The following is a 17562-nucleotide window of genomic DNA, read 5'->3' as shown; positions in this document are numbered from 1 at the left end:
ATATTAAAAATCAAAGATGTATGTAACTTTTTTAATTCATTTATTAAATAAATGAATTCTACCAACGAGTATAGAAATATGAAAAACCATTTTTGTTTAAACCTATTCTTCTTACTATATTTGTTTTTTTGTGCTGGATGCAAGCAGCATATCTCAGATAGTGCTGCTAAGGTAAATGAGGCATTGTTTACTCAATTAGATAGTCTGATAGATAATTCTGATAAACTTATTTTGCAGAAAGAGGAGCGAATAGAGGCGTTGAAGCATTCACTAAGACAATCTAAGGCATTTGAGAAACAGTATGAACTTAATCAGGCTATTTATCAAGAATATCGCGTGTATGATGCAGATTCGGCTATGAAGTATACTACACAAAGCCTTGATTTAGCACGACAATATCATGATAAGAATCGTGAGATTGAATCTTTATTAGGTATTGGTTTTGTTTATACGGCTAATGGCTTGCTTAGTCAAGCCTCTGAAGTAATGCATTCACTCTGTTCTTCCAGTATGCCTCGCTACTTACGTTCGCGTTATTATGGTCAGATGCGTACTCTCTGCTCGCGGTTGCAACTCTATTCATTAGGTGATGATGCATTACATGAGCATTATGGTCAACTTTATGCGTTATATTCAGATTCAGTATTGCAGACGGCCACTCCTGACGAGCCACGCTACCTTTATAGCCGTGTGTGGAAATATCAAGATGTTCCCGGTGCACAACGTATTGCCATTAGGGATGAGTTGGAAAAGGAAAAACAACGTCTTCTACCTAATAGTCGTAATTATTCTATTTTAGCTTATAACTTGGCTCTACTTTATGAAAAAGAACACAACCATACCAAGTGGCTGGAAAATATGATTCTCTCAGGTATTGCTGATGTATATGCTGTGAATCGTGATATTGGTTCGTTGTATGCATTGGCTTCCTATTTATATGAACAAGGTCAGTTGGACCGAGCCTATCGTTATAGTACTTATTGTTCTGATATCGGTATAACTTTTAAGAGCCGTGTACGACTGCTTCATCAGCAGAAGTTGCAGAGAAGGATACATCAAAGCTACATTGAACGTGATCATATGCAACAGAAGCAGCTAAAGCTATTCCTTTTATTTATTAGTTTTCTCACTATTGTATTGCTGATAGCTCTTTTCTTTTTGAGAAGGCAAACAAGAAGACGTAGGAAAGCTTTGGTTGAGCTACATGTGGCCAATGGTAGATTGAAGAGTCTTAATAGTGAACTGCAAAAGCTCAATTTGGTTCTACGTGACACAAATTATATTAAGGAGGAGTATATTGGTCAGGTATTCAAACTTTGTTCATCCTATATTTGCCGTATGGAGGAGTATCGTAAAAAGTTAAACCGTAAATTAAAGGCTGGGCAACTTGAAGATTTAAAGAAGATGATTAGTTCTACTTCTACCATGAGCGATGAAATGAAGGATTTTTATGAGAAATTTGATTCCATTATTCTACATTTATACCCTGATTTTGTAGAGCACTTCAATAGTTTGCTACGTCCCGAAGAACATATTGAAGTGAAGTCTGGGCGGCTTAATACAGAACTTCGTATTCATGCTTTGATACGAATGGGGGTAACGGATAGTGAGAAGATTGCAGAATTTTTGCACTGTTCACTGCAAACCGTATATAATAATCGTTCTATAACTTTAAATAAATCTTCGCTCAGTAAGGAGGAATTTCTTCGAGCTGTGAAAGAGGTTTGTAAAAAGTAATTTGAAGACTGAGCGTTTCTCTCATTTTTTACCCACATGTATATAGATAATTGCCATTCAATAGCTTAATACTATCGAATGGCAATTATCTATATACATGTTTTTGATTACCGATTTAATTTAAATCACTACTGAAAATCTATTGAGTCTGTCTGTAATTGAAAGATAATCAGTAATATATAACTTTGTGAATTTACCAAATCCTCTACCAGTGAATATAATCGGTTGTTACATTGTCTAATTTTGCTCTCGAGATTTTTTACACACAAGTTCCTATTAACTTAAAAATGTAATTTATGAAAACCAGACAAAAATCGAGAGACGCAAGTGGTATTTTGCTTGTCTGTCTTATGTGGATGCTGTCACTTTCAAGCTCACTTCATGCACAGACATGGAATATTAACGGAAATGTGACAGATGAACAAGGAGAACCGATAATCGGTGCCAATGTAGTGATACAAGGTACGGGTACGGGCACCATTACCGATGTAGAAGGAAACTTTAAACTCGCTTCAGTGACTAAGGGGGCGGTAATGGAGATAAGTTTCATTGGGTATATATCCAAGACATTGCAGGTGAAAGACGCATCATCGTTAAAGATTGTACTGAAAGAAGATAACCAGGCACTGGATGAGGTGGTAGTAGTAGGTTATGGTGTACAGCGCAAAAGTGATCTTACAGGTTCGGTTGCTTCAGTTAACTCGGATGTACTTGAAAGTCGCCCACAAGCTAATTTGATTCAATCTTTGCAAGGAGCAGTTCCAGGATTGAATATTAGTGTGACGGGTAGTAATGCTGAAGGTTCGTCTACTACTACACGTATTCGTGGTAACAACTCCATTACGGCCGATAATAAACCTCTTGTTATTCTTGATGGAATACCTTTTGATGGTCCATGGTCGGAAATCAATCCCAATGATGTAGAGAGTATAGAAGTATTGAAGGATGCCTCTTCAGCAGCCATTTATGGTGCTCGCGGTTCTAACGGTGTAATCCTTATTACTTCTAAGCGCGGTAAGAAAGACAGATTGACGGTATCATACGATACTTATGTTACTATTGACCAGCCTATCAATTTACCTCGTATGATGAATGGCAAAGAATTCTATAAGTATAAATCTGAAGCTTTCAAGGCTACCAATACTACTCCTCCTACAGAAGAGAATCCTGAACCTTGGTTAGATAACTTTACTCCTACTGAATTAGCTATGTATGCTGCCGGTCAGAGTACTGATTGGATGAAGTTGGCAACACAGACCGGTATAAAACAACAGCATAACCTTTCTTTCCGTGGTGGAGCTAACAAAACCAGCTATTTCATTTCATTGAACTATACGGATGTGAAAGGAACTGCGGTAGGCAATGAGTTCAAGCGTTATAATGTACGTTTCAATCTTGATCAGGAGTTTAATAGTTGGTTGAAATTTTCTACTACTACACAGTTAGGTCGCTACGATCGTAGTGGTAGCAGTGCTTCTTTTTGGCGGGCTATAAAACAAGTTCCGTTGGGACGTGCTTATAACGAGGATGGTTCACTTACACTTTCTGCTACTGAGGACTCCTCTTCAGCTTTCAGCATTAATCCGTTGGGATCTCTTAATAATAAGACAAAAGATATTCGTGCAAAGGTTATCACTAATAATGTGCTTGAGGTAAAGTTTCCCTTTATTAAAGGGCTGAGCTATAAATTGAATACAGGCTTCACTTACCAAAACAGCTCCTATAAGAATTATCAAGGTTTGGATACCTACGAAGGAGCTAGTGCTAATGGCGTATTGAATACTGATGACTGGCATTCAGAAGAATGGATTTTGGAGAATATTATTTCTTATCAACGTGAATTTGGCAAACATCGTATATTTTTCACAGGATTATATTCTGCTCAAAGCAAGGAATATGAACAGAATACAATGGAAGGTAAGAATTTTCCCAATGATGTGATGTATTATTACCAGATTTCTAAAGCTGCCACAATGTCTGGTAATTCCAATTATTATAAAGAAAATCATATTTCACAAATGGGGCGTTTGAATTATACTTATGATGATCGTTACTTGTTAACTCTTACTGCTCGTCGTGATGGTTACTCCGCTTTTGGTGAAAGTTCTAAATTCGGCGTTTTTCCTTCAGCCGCTATTGGATGGAATATTTCCAATGAATCTTTTTTTAAAGACAAGCCTATAAGTGAAACCATTAGCAATCTGAAATATCGCTTGTCATGGGGTAAAAATGGCAATGAGGCTATCAGTGCTTATAGTACACTACCTAATCTTTCAACTTACAATTATCTGAATGATGATCATACTGCACAGTTTGGTTTCTATCCGTCGAAGTTAGCTTCGCCCGGTTTAGGTTGGGAAACTACTACATCTATTAATACTGGCTTTGATATTGCACTTTGGAATGGACGTATTCAGAGTTCATTTGATATTTATTGGTCTAAAACCAAAGATTTGCTGCTTTCCCGTTCTATTCCTACCATTAATGGTACTGGCTCTATTACTGAGAATCGTGGACAGACCCGTAATCGTGGTTTTGAATTCCAGATAACTTCTAATAACATTACACATAAGAGTTTTAGCTGGAGCACCTCTTTCAACCTCTCACACTATCGTTCGGAGATTGTAGATGTTGGTTTGTATGATGCTAATGGAAAGCCGGTTGATGATGTGGCTTCCAAGTGGTTTATTGGTGAACCTATCAATGTGAACTATGATTATAAAATTATCGGTGTATGGCAGATTGCTGATCCGTCTAACCCGACAGGGCAGCAAGATCCTAACTATCGTAATTCGTATCCTGGATATGTGAAATACCTTGATGTAGATGGTAACGATATTACAACGGCTGATAAGACTATTATAGGGTCGGCTATTCCTAAAGTAAATATGAGTTTGATGAACACTTTTGAGTACAAAAACTTCACTCTGAGTGTGTTCTTAACGGCTCAGTTAGGACAAACCCATCTGAATGCCTTGTATGATACAAGCCATAATTCATATCGCCAGAACCGCTTTTTGGTGGATTTTTGGACTCCAGAGAATCCTACGAATAGCTATCCGAAAAATAGTTTGAATAGTGATGTGAATCCAGAGGGAGCCAGTTTCTATGAAAAGACAGATTTCTTACGTATTTCCGACGTTACATTGGGTTATAATTTCCCACAACAATGGTTGCGTCGTACTTTCATCAAACGGCTCAATCTTTACATGAACATTAAGAATTTGGCTACAATAACTGGCTGGACAGGTATGGATCCGGAATTTCTCAATGATCAATTGGCTGCTCCTCCAGTACGTTCGTTCACTTTTGGACTAAAGTTAGATATTTGATGAGAGTAATATATCATAAAAAGCTAAAATGAAATTGCACATATGAAAAAAATAACATATTTCAATGTCTTAGTGTTTACAGTATTATTGCTCACTATGGGCGGCTGTAATGAGGATAAGTTTCTTAAGGAAGATCCTCGTGATGCACTTTATCCTGAAAATTTACTTGTAGATTACAATGGATTTAAATCGATGATAACGCCTCTTTATGGTCTTATGCGTGCAGAGTATCGCCGTGCTGATGCAATGGGAGGAAGTATTGCGCTCTGTCTGCATTCTGCCTGGGGTGGAGGGGTAGATAATTCATGGGCCAATAATAGTCATGCGGAAATGAAGTTCCTCTACAATCCCAAAGAGATAACTTACACTGATCTTGCTATTTGGAATAATATTTTCCAGTGGGGATATCGTATCATCAACACTGCCAATATGGTTATCTCAAGAGCTGACAATGATGGCATTAACTGGGGAAGTGGTGCTGATGCTGAAAATCGTAAAAATGAGGTGTTGGCCGAAGCTCGCTTTTTCCGTGCTTGGGCTTACCGTCACCTTACCTATTCATTTGGTGCAGTGCCCCTTTCAACACAAGAAATTACAGGATTGAATTATCGTGATGATTGGGACCGTGCTTCCTTGAGTAGTATTCGCGAAGTGATGGCAGAAGATTTCCAGTTTGCAGTCGATAACCTTCCTTTGCGTACTTCTAATAATAGTAAAGTCTCTGGTGCTGTGGCACGTCACTATTTGGGTGAACTTTATTTGGCAGAAGGTAATGCTGAAAAAGCAGTTTCAGTACTGAAACCATTAGTGGAAAGTGGAGAATATTCCCTTATAAATCAACGCTTTGGTAGTAATGCTTCCAATGATGGATGTCCTTTTATTGACGTATTTTATACTCCTATGTATGCTGATGGAAATACGGAGGTGTTACTGGCTTTCATTAACACAGAAGAGGAGAATAGTGCCTATGGTACTGCAAATGTCTATATGACTACAACTTATAAGAACTATTATGCTAATGATGGCGATTGTAAAAAGACAAACCAGCATAATCCGGACTATATCAATAACGGTGGTGAAGGTTCATTTGCACAAGTCTTTTGGCAAGCTAATGGTGGTAAGGGAGCCGGACGTGTAGTTCCTTCCAGAGGAGCACTTCGTTTGTACAATTATAAAGGAATGGGAGAACAAGATGACCGTGTATCTGCCAATGCTATCGTATGGAGTATTAATGATGTAGATGCTGCCGGCAATGTAACCAAGGTATTTGATTTAGGTGGTACTGCACTTATTGATACTACGGTTAATGCAGCCATGCTAACTTCTACTTCCATTAAAAAATATGATTGGCCTACTACTCGTAAATGGGATTATACTCCACCTATTTTGGCTAATGCAGCTAATGATGGACACTATGCGGACATTGTTTATTTACGTTTGGCAGATACATATTTACTTTATGCAGAGGCTCTTTACAAGAGTAATCAAGTAGGCGAGGCCATTAAATGGATAAATAAAGTACGTAATCGTTCCAATGCTGTAAGTATTACTGAAGATGATCTTAGAATCGGTGGTATGGATTTCATTCTTGATGAACGCAGCCGTGAACTGCTTACGGAGGAAGAACGTCGTCATACATTGGTACGTGTTTGCCAAGAAAATGGTGGTGACGAACGTGATACCAATAACTATTTCAAACGTCGCATGCGTGAACTCAATGAGATAGCTGGTATTGCAGGACGTGGTATGGATGAATATGAAACTCCTGTCCTTTTCCCGCTGCCGCAATCATTCATTGATGCCAATACTGGTAATCCTTTGGAAAATAATCCGGGGTATTGATAGATAATAGTCAGATATAAATACCGCATATAAACGGCTTTGTATATATCGGTGTTTATATCTGATTTAGATTCATATATTCAAAAGAAAACAAAAACTTAATATCTTGATACATCATGTCCGAATTGGCTTTCATTTTTAGTCTTCTTATGGTAGGGATTACAGCGGTAGGTCTTTATCGTAAGCTCAATCCTCAAGGTCTTTTGATGCTTTCCGGTTTATTAATGCTTACAGCTGCTTTTTTCATGCAAGTGCATTCGGTAGTACCTAGTAAAGCTACGGGAATGGTGGTGTTTGATTTGGTAAGGATGATAGAGGAAGTTTTTCTTTCTAATTTGGCGCGTGCAGGGTTTATGATAATGACAATTGGCGGTTATGTAGCTTTCATGAATAACATAAAGGCTACTAATGCATTGGTCTATATTTCCATGAAGCCATTAGGTCTTTTTCGACGTTATCCTTATTTGGCGGCTACTATAGTTATTCCTATTGGACAATTACTTTTTATTACTACTCCTTCAGCTGCCGGATTAGGATTGTTGCTTGTGGCTTCGGTTTATCCTGTTTTAATTAGTTTGGGAGTAAGTCAACTTACAGCATTGTCAGTCATTGCCGCTGCTACTCTATTTGATCAGGGACCGGGGTCGGCAAATACTGCTATGGCTGCCGAATTGATAGGACAATCCAATGTGGAATATTTCATCACTCATCAACTTCCTTTAGTAATTCCTACTTCCTTGGTTGTAATGGTACTCTTCTATTTCAATAACCGTTATTTTGATAAAAAAGATGCAAAGAAACAGCAGGATGGCATATTGCAGGTGTCAAATGTGACTGCAACCTCATTAGTAGAAAAACCGGATGTTCCATTGGCTTTTGCGCTACTCCCGGTATTACCTTTGGCTCTTCTCATTTTCTTTTCACCTTTTGTGGGACTGTTTCAGCCTACTGTAACATTGGGTACCACTACTGCTATGCTTTTTTCTCTGTTCTTATCATTGGTATTTGTGTTGTTTCATACTCGTAGTGTGCGTACTACTTTTAACGTTTTTGCAAGTTTTTGGAAAGGCATGGGAAATGTGTTTACTTCAGTTGTAACATTGATTGTAGCTTCAGAAGTTTTCTCTAAAGGACTGATTGGTTTGGGATTTATTGATTCATTGGTGGGTTATTCCTCTCATATCGGACTTTCGGGATTAGCTATTGCCGCAATCTTTACTCTCATTATTTTTGGAGCTGCCATGCTGATGGGAAGTGGCAATGCAGCCTTTTTTTCATTTGGTCCTTTATTGCCGGGTATAGCCACTCAGCTTGGTTTGCCGGTTTTTTCATTGATACTTCCTTTGCAGTTGGCGGCAAGCATGGGACGTGCCGCATCTCCTATTGCCGGAGTCATTGTTGCCATTGCCGGGGTAGCCGGTGTGTCATCAGTGGAGTTGGCAAGGCGTAATACATTTCCTTTAATAGGAGGAATTGTTTTCTTGATACTTTATCATCTTATCACTTTCTAAAATTAATCGACAGCTATGTTTACATTGATAAAGAATGCAAATTTATATGCTCCTGCCTATCTTGGTAAAACAGACATTTTGCTATGCGGAGAAAAGATTGCGCATATTTCAAAGACAATTGAACTGAATGAATCATTTTGCCATACTATTGACGTGCAAGGTAAAATTGTTACTCCGGGATTTATAGATCAGCATGTACATATTACTGGTGGAGGAGGGCAACAAGGTTATGCCTCATTAGTCCCCGAGGTGACTATGAGCGAACTGGTGGCATGTGGTACTACTACTGTATTGGGTATGCTTGGTACTGATGGATTTGCCAAAGAACTTACTACGCTTTATGCCAAGGCCAAAGCTATTGACGATGACGGATTGTCGGCTTATATGCTGACAAGTTATTACGGATTGCCTACCAAAACATTGATGAATAGTGTGGCTGACGATCTTATCTTCATAGATAAAGTTATTGGCTGTAAGCTGGCGATGAGTGATGACCGTAGTCCGTTTCCGACAGAGCAAGAGATATTACGTATTATACATCAGGTACGTTTAGGGGGATTTACATCTGGTAAAGGAGGAATTCTCCACATTCATTTGGGAGCACTTCCGGAAGGTATTGAGCCCTTACTCAATATTGCTCGTCACTATCCTACACTGATATCTTATCTGTCTCCTACTCATCTGATACGTACTGAAGCTCTTTTTATGCAGGCTGTAGAATTTGGTAAATTAGGTGGAATGATTGATTTTTCGACTGGTGGCTCAAAGTTTGATACTCCCCATCGTTGTGTGATACGTGCATTGCGAGCTGGTGTCCCCCTTGATCGCATTACTTTTTCTAGTGATGGCCATGGTGGCGTACGCAGAGTGAATCCTGAAACTGGAGAAATAACTTATCGTCCTGCTCCTTTGAATTTAAATTTCAAGGAGGTAGTTGCATTAGTCAATGAGGAGGGGGTACCATTGGAACAGGCGATTACATTGATAACATCCAATCCGGCTCGTAATCTGAAATTACGAGCTAAAGGTATTGTGGCACAAGGAGCAGATGCAGACTTGTGTTTTTTGGCGGAAGATTTGCAGCTTACAGATGTCATTGCCCGTGGTAAATTTGTAATGCAAGATGGTACAATAGTAAAGAAGGGAAGGTACGAATTATGAAGAAGCTGATTATATTTTATATTGGATTCCTCTGTATTTGTTTATCTGCAATAGCGAAACAGACTTTGGAAAGGCCAAGAGGTGAACATTTCTTCACTTATAGTCAATACCCTCCTTTTGCCGATCGCCCGGTAGATGTACATTATTATATACCTTCCCAGGGGGATATTAAACAAATGCCTATTGTATTTGTCTTTGAAGGAGGAGACCGCGGCTATCGTTATCTTTTGGACGGTTGGAAAGAAGAAGCGGAGAGAAAGGGTTTTATGCTTTTTATACCTCACTTTGATTTGAAATCTTATCCTTTGGCAGACTATCAGGAGGTGGGGGTGATGAATGCTGCCCATACAGTAGCTAATGCTCCCGAAAAAATTACACCAGTGTTGGTTGATAAACTATTTGAATATGTGCGTCAATTTACGGGAAGCATGCGCAAAGGATATATGATTTATGGTCATTCTGCTGGTGGGCAATTCGTACAGCGTTTCATGCTTTTTCACGATAGTCCTTATGTGGAAAAAGCTATTATAAGTTCTCCCGGTTGGTATACTTTTCCTGATTTGGCCCAGACATATCCTTATGGTACGGCTGGTATCCCCTATATTTCATCTGAACAGATAAAAAAATACTTGTCAAAACCTATCATACTACAGCTGGCTTTGGGAGATACGATACGTGAGTCTTTTCTACGCAAGACTCCTGAAGCTGAACGACAAGGACGAAACCGTATGGAGCGTGGGCGTAGTTTCTGGCTTTATATTCACCAGTTGGCTGCATCCCGTGGTTGGGAATGCCATTGGCGCAAGATAGAAGAGTGCGGCATCGGGCATGAGGCTGTCCCTATGGGGAAACAAGCTGTGCCATTATTGACGACAGATTCTTTACGGGTACTTTTTATAGGTAACAGCTATACTTTTTTTAATCGTTTGCCATGGCAAGTCCAATCGTTAGCATCCTCATGTGGAAAAAAAATATCAGTGCGCCAGGTTGCTAACCCTGGTTGGTACTTGAGACAGCATGCAGCCAATACGCAAACATTAGAGGCGATTCGTGAAGGAGGATGGGATTATATGGTGATGCAGGAACAGAGCAAGGCACCTACTCGTGAAAAGGAATGGGTAAAGAAGAATGTATTCCATCCTGCGGCGCAGTTAGATAGTTTACGCCGTCTTTATGCCCCAAAAGGAAAAAGTGTCTGTTATATGACATGGGGGCGTAATAATGATACTTATGAAGGAATGCAGCAGCAACTTACGGAAAACTATTTGGAAATGGCTGATGTCCTTGATGCTTATTGTGCTCCTGTGGGTGAGGCATGGAGACGTGTACGTAGAGAGTGTCCAAGTTTGCAGTTGTATAATTCTGATGGCAGCCATCCTAGTCCTGCAGGCAGTTATTTGGCGGCTTGTGTCTTTTATGCAATTTTTTTTGGTGAGCCTTTTAGCAGCGATTATTATGCAGGTCTACCGTCTGAAACGGCTCTTTATTTACAGAGGATAGCACAAGAAGTGGTATTAGCTAATCTTGTGTTATGGAATAGAAATCAGTCGAAGCAACCTGCCGGAGTAACTGCAAGTTTCTATCCTGACCCCAAATTTGACCGTGAGACACCTACTCTAAGTAAACCTTACGGTAGCGGATTGGCATCGGTTGATGAGATAAAGGACTATTTACAACAATTGGTTGTACGTTCTCCGGGTTTGGCATATATGGAGAATATTGGTGTTACCAAACAAGGACGTACCATTCCGGTACTTTATTTGGGTACTCCCGACAAGAAGAAGGTAAGGGTATGGATTCAAGCGGCACTGCATGGTAACGAGCCGGCAGGTGCTGAGGCTGTATGCATGCTTGTCCGTTACTTACTTTGTGAAAAAGAAGGACGTGAATTGCTGAATCATATAGCTGTGGCTTTGGTTCCTATAGCCAATGTTGATGGTTATGCCATTCAGCAACGTCGTTCGGCCGATGGTTACGATTTGAATCGCGATCAGAGCAAATTAGAGGATGCTGTCACTTTGCTGTTGAAGCAGTCCTATCAGCAATGGAATCCGGACGTAGCTCTTGATATTCATGAATATACACCTTTACGTCGTGAGTTTAACTTATTACGTGGAGTGCCGACAGCAAATGCTGCTGATGTACTTTTTTTACCTACAGGACATCTTAATGCGCCTTTAGCTTTACGTACGCTGTCTGAAGAACTTTTTCGTCGTGAGGCAGAGGTCGTTTTAAATAGTGCCGGTTATGCTTCCGGTTTCTACTTTACTCCTCGTGTGGCAGATGGTTCCCTTGTTCTTGTAAAAGGTGCCAAAAGTCCGCAGTCCAGTTCTACTTTTCAAGCATTGACGGGAGCTGTATCGCTTTTTGTCGAAATAAGAGGTATTGGATTGGGACCGGAGTGTTTTGCACGTCGTAGTGAGTGCGGTTTCTTGGTGGCACGGCAAACGTTGGTTACTGCTGCGCAACATCGTGCTTCAATTAAACGTAAGATAGAACAAGCCAGGAAGCGCACCTTGAAAGCTACTGAACCGATATATGTTACTTTCACTTCGGATACTGTACGTCATGTAGTCTCTTTTATCGATTATAAGGCCAATGAACTGTTTAAGACTGAACTGCCAACCCTTGATGCCATGCAGGCAACACCTCAATTGATGCGTACTCGCCCTAAGGCTTATCTGCTCGATGCTCCCTGTACAGAAGCAGTATGTAAGCTTCGAGCGTTGGGTGTACACATTGAGCAAGTTACCCGTGTACAAAAAGCAAAAGTTGAGCGTTACAAAGTAACCCGTCTGTATCGTGCAGAGAAGGAATGGGAGGGGATTCATCCGGTAAATGTAGAAACGGATGTCTATGAAGATAATGTAGAACTTCCAATAGGTAGTTGGTTGGTACCTTTGGCACAACCTTTAGGAAATTTGGTTGCCACGTTGCTTGAACCGGAGTCTGTCTGTGGTTTCGTAAACTTCTGTGTTATTCCGGCTGAGGAAGGAAAGGGACTGTTTGTCAGTAGACTTATAAAATAAGAATTGGATATATAAAATTAAATTCGGTAATGACTATGAAACTAAAAAAAACGCTACAGATTATACTTGCTTTATGTTTAGGCCTATGGATGATTTCATGCCAGCAGGAACATATCAAGTTGACCTCTCCAAATGGAAAACTTTCTTTAGAGTTTACACTTGATGAAGAAGGTGCTCCCCGATATTGTTTAAGACATGCGGGGAAGAATATTTTACTTCCTTCACGTCTGGGATTGGTTTTGAAGGATGCGCCAGATCTTTTGACTGGTTTCGTTCTAAAAGAGGTTAAGCATGATTCGCATAATGATGTGTGGCAACCAGTATGGGGGGAAGAGGCTGAAATTGTAAATCATTATAATGAATTGAGGGTATGCCTCAAGGAAGAAACATCGTTGGAGCGGGAACTGAATATTATTTTTCGTCTTTTTGATGATGGGATGGGATTCCGGTATGAGTTCCCGCGCCAGCAACAGCTACAAGAGTTTCTTATTGATGACGAAGTGACTGAATTCGTTTTTCCTGCAGATTATGATGCTTGGAGTATTCCAGTGAAAGGAGTTCGTTTTTACGAGGCCTTATTTGAGAAAAAAACTCTTAGTAAGATGGGATGGGTAAGCACTCCGGTGACGATTGAGACAACAGATAGCCTTTATTTGGCTATTCATGAAGCAAATCTTACAGATTATGCTGCCATGAACTTGAAGCCGGTTGAACAACTTGAAGATAATAAAACGGTTACATTACGTGCGGCTCTTACACCTTGGAGTACAGGTGAGAAAGTACGTGTTACCGATACCCGTGTATCTCCTTGGCGTACAATGATAGTGGCTGAATCTGCCGGTGATTTGCTTCTTTCCCGTCTCATGTTAAATCTTAATGAACCTTGTCGTATAACCGATACTTCCTGGATACAACCTATGCGCTATATTGGAATTTGGTGGACTTATCACATGAAGCATAACACCTGGCATGCCGGTCCCCATCATGGGGCCACAACAGAGAATACAATGCGTCACATCGATTTTGCTGCTGCCAATAACCTGGGAGGTGTACTGGTGGAAGGGTGGAATGAAGACTGGGCTACTTGGAAGTTTAGTTTCACAAAACCTTATACCGATTTTGATATACAACGTATTACTGATTATGGGCGTAGCAAAGGAGTAGCTTTGATAGGACATCATGAAACTGGCGGTAATGTTTCCAATTATGAAAATCAGATGGAAGATGGTTTCAAGTTCTATGAGAAATATGGTGTGCATCAAGTAAAAACGGGTTATGTGGGCAATTTGCTTGATGGGAAAGAATATCATAGCAGTCAGTTTGGTGTACTTCATTATCGCAAGGTAATAGAGGCTGCTGCCCGTCACCGTATCTGTATTGATAATCATGAACCGGTGATTCCTACAGGTTTGCAGCGTACTTTTCCTAATCTGATGACACAAGAGGGAGTACGTGGACAAGAATGGGACGCTTGGGATGTAGATGGTGGAAATCCTCCCTCTCATACCGTAATATTGCCTTTCACTCGTGGGTTGGCAGGCCCGATGGACTTTACACCGGTGACGTTTCGGTTTGTTAACGATGTAATGCCACAGACACGTGTACATACCACACTGGCCAAACAATTGGCGCTGTTTGTGGTGCTCTATTCACCGTTACAAATGGCTTCGGATGAAATAGAGAATTACGAGGCTAATCCGGAACCTTTTAATTTTATAGTATCTTGTCCTACAGATTGGAGCAGAACAGTGGTGCCGGAAGCATGCATTGGCAGTTATGTTACTATTGCCCGTTGTGATAAAGGAGAGGGATGCTGGTATATAGGCAGTATCACGGGAGATGAGGAACGAACGGCTAATATCAGTCTGTCTTTTCTCGATACAGATAAAAGCTATCTGGCTACTATTTATCGTGATGCTCCTGAGTCCGATTATGAGACATGTCCTGCTGCTATACTTATAGAAGAGCGCGAAGTGACTTATAGTGATACCCTCACCATTCGGCAAGCACGTAGTGGAGGAACTGCCGTACGTCTGTGTCCTATAAAAGACTGTTGAGCCGGAGGTATATTGGGGCAGAGTTGTTTATATTTTCTCTCTCAAGTATTCGTAAAAGCTATATTGCGACCGTACCTTCTCCTTTTGCGGTCGCGACGACTTCCAGCGGTTTCGCAACCGGTCGTCCACAAAGCAGGCTTTCCGTTTGTCCGACAGTTGTATGGATAGCATATCGATGAGCTCTTGCTTCAAGTCCGGGTCCAGAATGGGGGTGACGGCTTCGATACGGCGGTACAAGTTACGCCGCATCCAGTCCGGCGAGCCGAGGAAGAGCTTGGGTGCGCCGCCGTTGCCGAAGTACCACACACGGGCATGTTCCAGAAAGGTATCCACGATGCGTGTCACGCGGATGTTGTGGCTGTACTCCTGCCCGGGGATGAGGCAGCAGATGCCGCGGACAATGAGGTCTATCTCTACACCGGCTTGCGAGGCTTCGTAGAGGCGGTCTATCATGGCAGGGTCTTGCAGGGCATTCATTTTTAGGATAATCCGTCCTTGCTTGCCTTGCCGAGCCAGTTCTATTTCGTGATTGATGAGGCGGTTCAGTTCAGGAATCAGGTTGAAGCGGGCCACAAGCAGGCGGTGGAACACTGGATTTTCCTTTCCCTGCAGAGTACGGAACAAGTTGTGCAGGTCGTTTACAATCACCGGGTTGCAGGTGAATAGTCCGCTGTCCGCATAGAGGGTGGCGGTCTTTTCGTTGAAGTTGCCGGTGCTGATGTAGGCGTAGCTTGTCAGTTTGCGCCCTTCCTTGTCGCGGCGTAGCACGAGGGCTACTTTGGCATGTACCTTTAGTCCTGGTATGCTGAAAATGATGTTGATGCCGGCGGCTTTCATCATCTCGGCGGTGGCGAGGTTGTTTTCTTCGTCGAAGCGGGCTTTCAGTTCCACAAAGACGGTGACTTTCTTTCCGTTCTGTGCGGCGGCTATCAGGGTGTTGATGACGGTGGAGTTCTCTGCCACGCGATACTGGGTCACCATGATTTCACGCACGGTGGGCTCGTGGACGGCTTCATATAGAAAATGGATGAAGTGGTCGAAGGAGTGGTAGGGATAATGCAGCAGCAGGTCCTTCTTCTCCACATAGCGGAAGATGGATTCGCGTTCGTCCAGGCAGGTCAGCTTCATGGGCTGGGGTTTCTTGATGGGACGTACGCTTTGGTTGGGATTAGGCAGATGCCGCAAATCCTCCATGTTGAGGTGCTTGTCTCCCGGCACCAGCTCCCGGCGGTCTATGCGGTAGGCATCTACCAGAAAGTCGAGGAAGTCCTGGGGCATGGCGCGGTCGTATACAAAACGGCACACGGCGCCTATCTTGCGTTTCTTTACCTTCTTCTTCACCTGCTCGATGATTTCGGAGGTATTGGCGGCATCGTCTATCAGAATATCCGCATCGCGTGAAATCTTGATGCAATAACTGCTGTCCACTTCATAACCGGGGAAGATGGTATCCAGATTGGCCTTGATGATGTCTTCAATGAACATTAGATAATAGTCTTTCCCCACCTTGGGCAGCTGGATGAAGCGCGGCACTTTGCTGTACGGCAGTTTCATCACGAAATACTGGATACGGTTTGGAGAACTGGCGGGAGCTCCTTTCAGATGAAGCCGTACGGCCAGATAGAGACGGTTGTCGCGCAGGAATGAAATCACCTTGTCCTTGCTTACGGGCACCGGGGCCAGATAAGGGAATATCTCTTCGCGGAAGAAGCTGCGCACAAAGTCGCGGTGAAACGGTTCTACGTTGCGGCTTTGATAAAATATGATGTGATGTTTCCGCAGGGCGGGCAGTATCTTCTGTTCGTAGATGCGGATACGTTCCTCCAGTTGGCGATTGACTTCTTGGTTGATTTCATCTACCAGTTCGGCGGCAGACTGCATAGTCTCTTCATCGCTTTGCGAGGCTCCGGTGGCTATGGCCTTATGGTCGGCTACGCGTATCTTGTAGAATTCTTCCAGATTGGAAGAGTATATAGAAATAAAGTTGATGCGTTCGTATAGCGGCAATGTCTCGTCTTCCGCTTCCAGCAGTACGCGGTAGTTGAAGGAAAGCCAGCTGATGTCACGTTTGAAATATCTGTTGTCCATGGTGTTAAGGTGTTAATGTGGCATATTAGCACATTACCACATTGTATTCTTCCCAAATATAATTACCTTTGTCTTAATAAACAAAGGAAAGATGACAAAAGTTGGTTTATTATCGGATACGCATGGCTACTGGGATGAAAAGTACCTGCAATATTTTGAGGGCTGTGACGAAATATGGCATGCCGGTGACATCGGTTCGCTGGAAGTGGCACAGAAGCTGGCGGCTTTCCGTCCCTTCCGTGCCGTGTATGGCAATATTGACGGGCAGGAGATACGGCAGCTCTATCCGCAGATTCTCCGTTTCACGGTGGATGGGGCGGAGGTGCTGATGAAGCATATCGGCGGTTATCCCGGCAACTACGACCCTTCCATCAAGGGCAGCATTCTGGTGCGTCCCCCAAAGCTGTTCATCAGCGGGCACTCGCATATACTGAAGGTGAAGTATGACAAGACGTTGGATGTACTCCACATCAATCCGGGCGCTGCGGGCATTCAAGGTTTCCATAAGGTGCGTACGATGGTACGCTTTGCGGTTGATGGGGGAACGTTTAAAGATTTGGAGGTGATAGAACTTGCTGACCGATGATGTAGTTTGTTTATTTTCAATGGATTGTATTTACCGATTGCTTGCGCTATAGTGTAAAAGCCGTTACATGCTAATGTAAAGGTCGTTACGCTATTGGGTAAAGGCCGTTACACTATTTGGTAAAGGTCGTTACACGCTGAGGTAAAGACCGTTTCATCAAGGGGTGATGTCTTTTCCTGATTTAGCTAGACGCTTTTTCTTTTTATAACCGATATCAGT

The 17562-nt window shown here is 42.0% G+C and carries 9 protein-coding genes; 8 read left to right on the top strand and 1 reads right to left on the bottom strand.

What is annotated here, in order from left to right; genetic code table 11:
- Window positions 1-51 precede the first annotated feature (51 nt).
- The 7 genes from DXD78_RS19675 to DXD78_RS19645 all read left to right on the top strand — a co-directional run bounded on the left by DXD78_RS19675 (window position 52) and on the right by DXD78_RS19645 (window position 14669).
- Window positions 52-1737: a DUF6377 domain-containing protein gene (locus tag DXD78_RS19675; protein ID WP_009037980.1), complete on the top strand. Its 1686-nt coding sequence runs from the start codon at window positions 52-54 to the stop codon at window positions 1735-1737.
- A 296-nt stretch (window positions 1738-2033) separates the two neighbouring features.
- Window positions 2034-5069 (top strand): TonB-dependent receptor, encoded by a 3036-nt coding sequence (locus tag DXD78_RS19670; protein ID WP_009037981.1) that lies wholly within the window; start codon window positions 2034-2036, stop codon window positions 5067-5069.
- Between the two features lie 42 nt (window positions 5070-5111).
- A complete protein-coding gene (locus DXD78_RS19665; protein ID WP_022401142.1) occupies window positions 5112-6911 on the top strand; it encodes a RagB/SusD family nutrient uptake outer membrane protein in 1800 nt (599 codons plus the stop codon).
- A 116-nt stretch (window positions 6912-7027) separates the two neighbouring features.
- Window positions 7028-8422, top strand: a complete 1395-nt coding sequence (gene dcuC / locus DXD78_RS19660; RefSeq protein WP_034529524.1) for a C4-dicarboxylate transporter DcuC — start codon at window positions 7028-7030, stop codon at window positions 8420-8422.
- A gap of 15 nt (window positions 8423-8437) precedes the next feature.
- Window positions 8438-9583 carry a beta-aspartyl-peptidase gene (iadA, locus tag DXD78_RS19655; RefSeq protein WP_009037984.1) on the top strand — a complete coding sequence of 382 codons (1146 nt, stop codon included), beginning with the start codon at window positions 8438-8440 and terminating at the stop codon, window positions 9581-9583.
- Window positions 9580-12612 carry a M14 family zinc carboxypeptidase gene (locus DXD78_RS19650; protein WP_022401144.1) on the top strand — a complete coding sequence of 1011 codons (3033 nt, stop codon included), beginning with the start codon at window positions 9580-9582 and terminating at the stop codon, window positions 12610-12612. Before iadA ends, DXD78_RS19650 begins: the two co-directional genes overlap by 4 nt.
- A 29-nt stretch (window positions 12613-12641) precedes the next feature.
- Window positions 12642-14669, top strand: coding sequence for a glycoside hydrolase family 97 protein (locus DXD78_RS19645; protein ID WP_009037986.1), 2028 nt, complete (start codon window positions 12642-12644; stop codon window positions 14667-14669).
- Window positions 14670-14696: 27 nt separating this feature from the next.
- Here DXD78_RS19645 and DXD78_RS19640 read toward each other — a convergent pair whose 3' ends face one another.
- The gene (locus DXD78_RS19640; RefSeq protein WP_009037987.1) at window positions 14697-16757 is read right to left on the bottom strand and encodes an RNA degradosome polyphosphate kinase; all 2061 of its coding nucleotides are present in this window, start codon (window positions 16755-16757) and stop codon (window positions 14697-14699) included.
- 91 nt (window positions 16758-16848) lie between these two features.
- Here DXD78_RS19640 and DXD78_RS19635 point away from each other — a divergent pair, with 91 nt between their 5' ends.
- Window positions 16849-17343 carry a metallophosphoesterase gene (locus DXD78_RS19635; protein ID WP_005827049.1) on the top strand — a complete coding sequence of 165 codons (495 nt, stop codon included), beginning with the start codon at window positions 16849-16851 and terminating at the stop codon, window positions 17341-17343.
- The last annotated feature ends 219 nt before the right edge of the window (window positions 17344-17562 follow it).

Origin of the sequence: Bacteroides sp. D20 (assembly GCF_003436255.1) — a bacterium.
Taxonomy (GTDB): domain Bacteria; phylum Bacteroidota; class Bacteroidia; order Bacteroidales; family Bacteroidaceae; genus Bacteroides; species Bacteroides uniformis.
The sequence above is the reverse complement of the archived record's forward strand: the minus strand, read 5'-3'. Positions and strand labels throughout refer to the sequence as shown.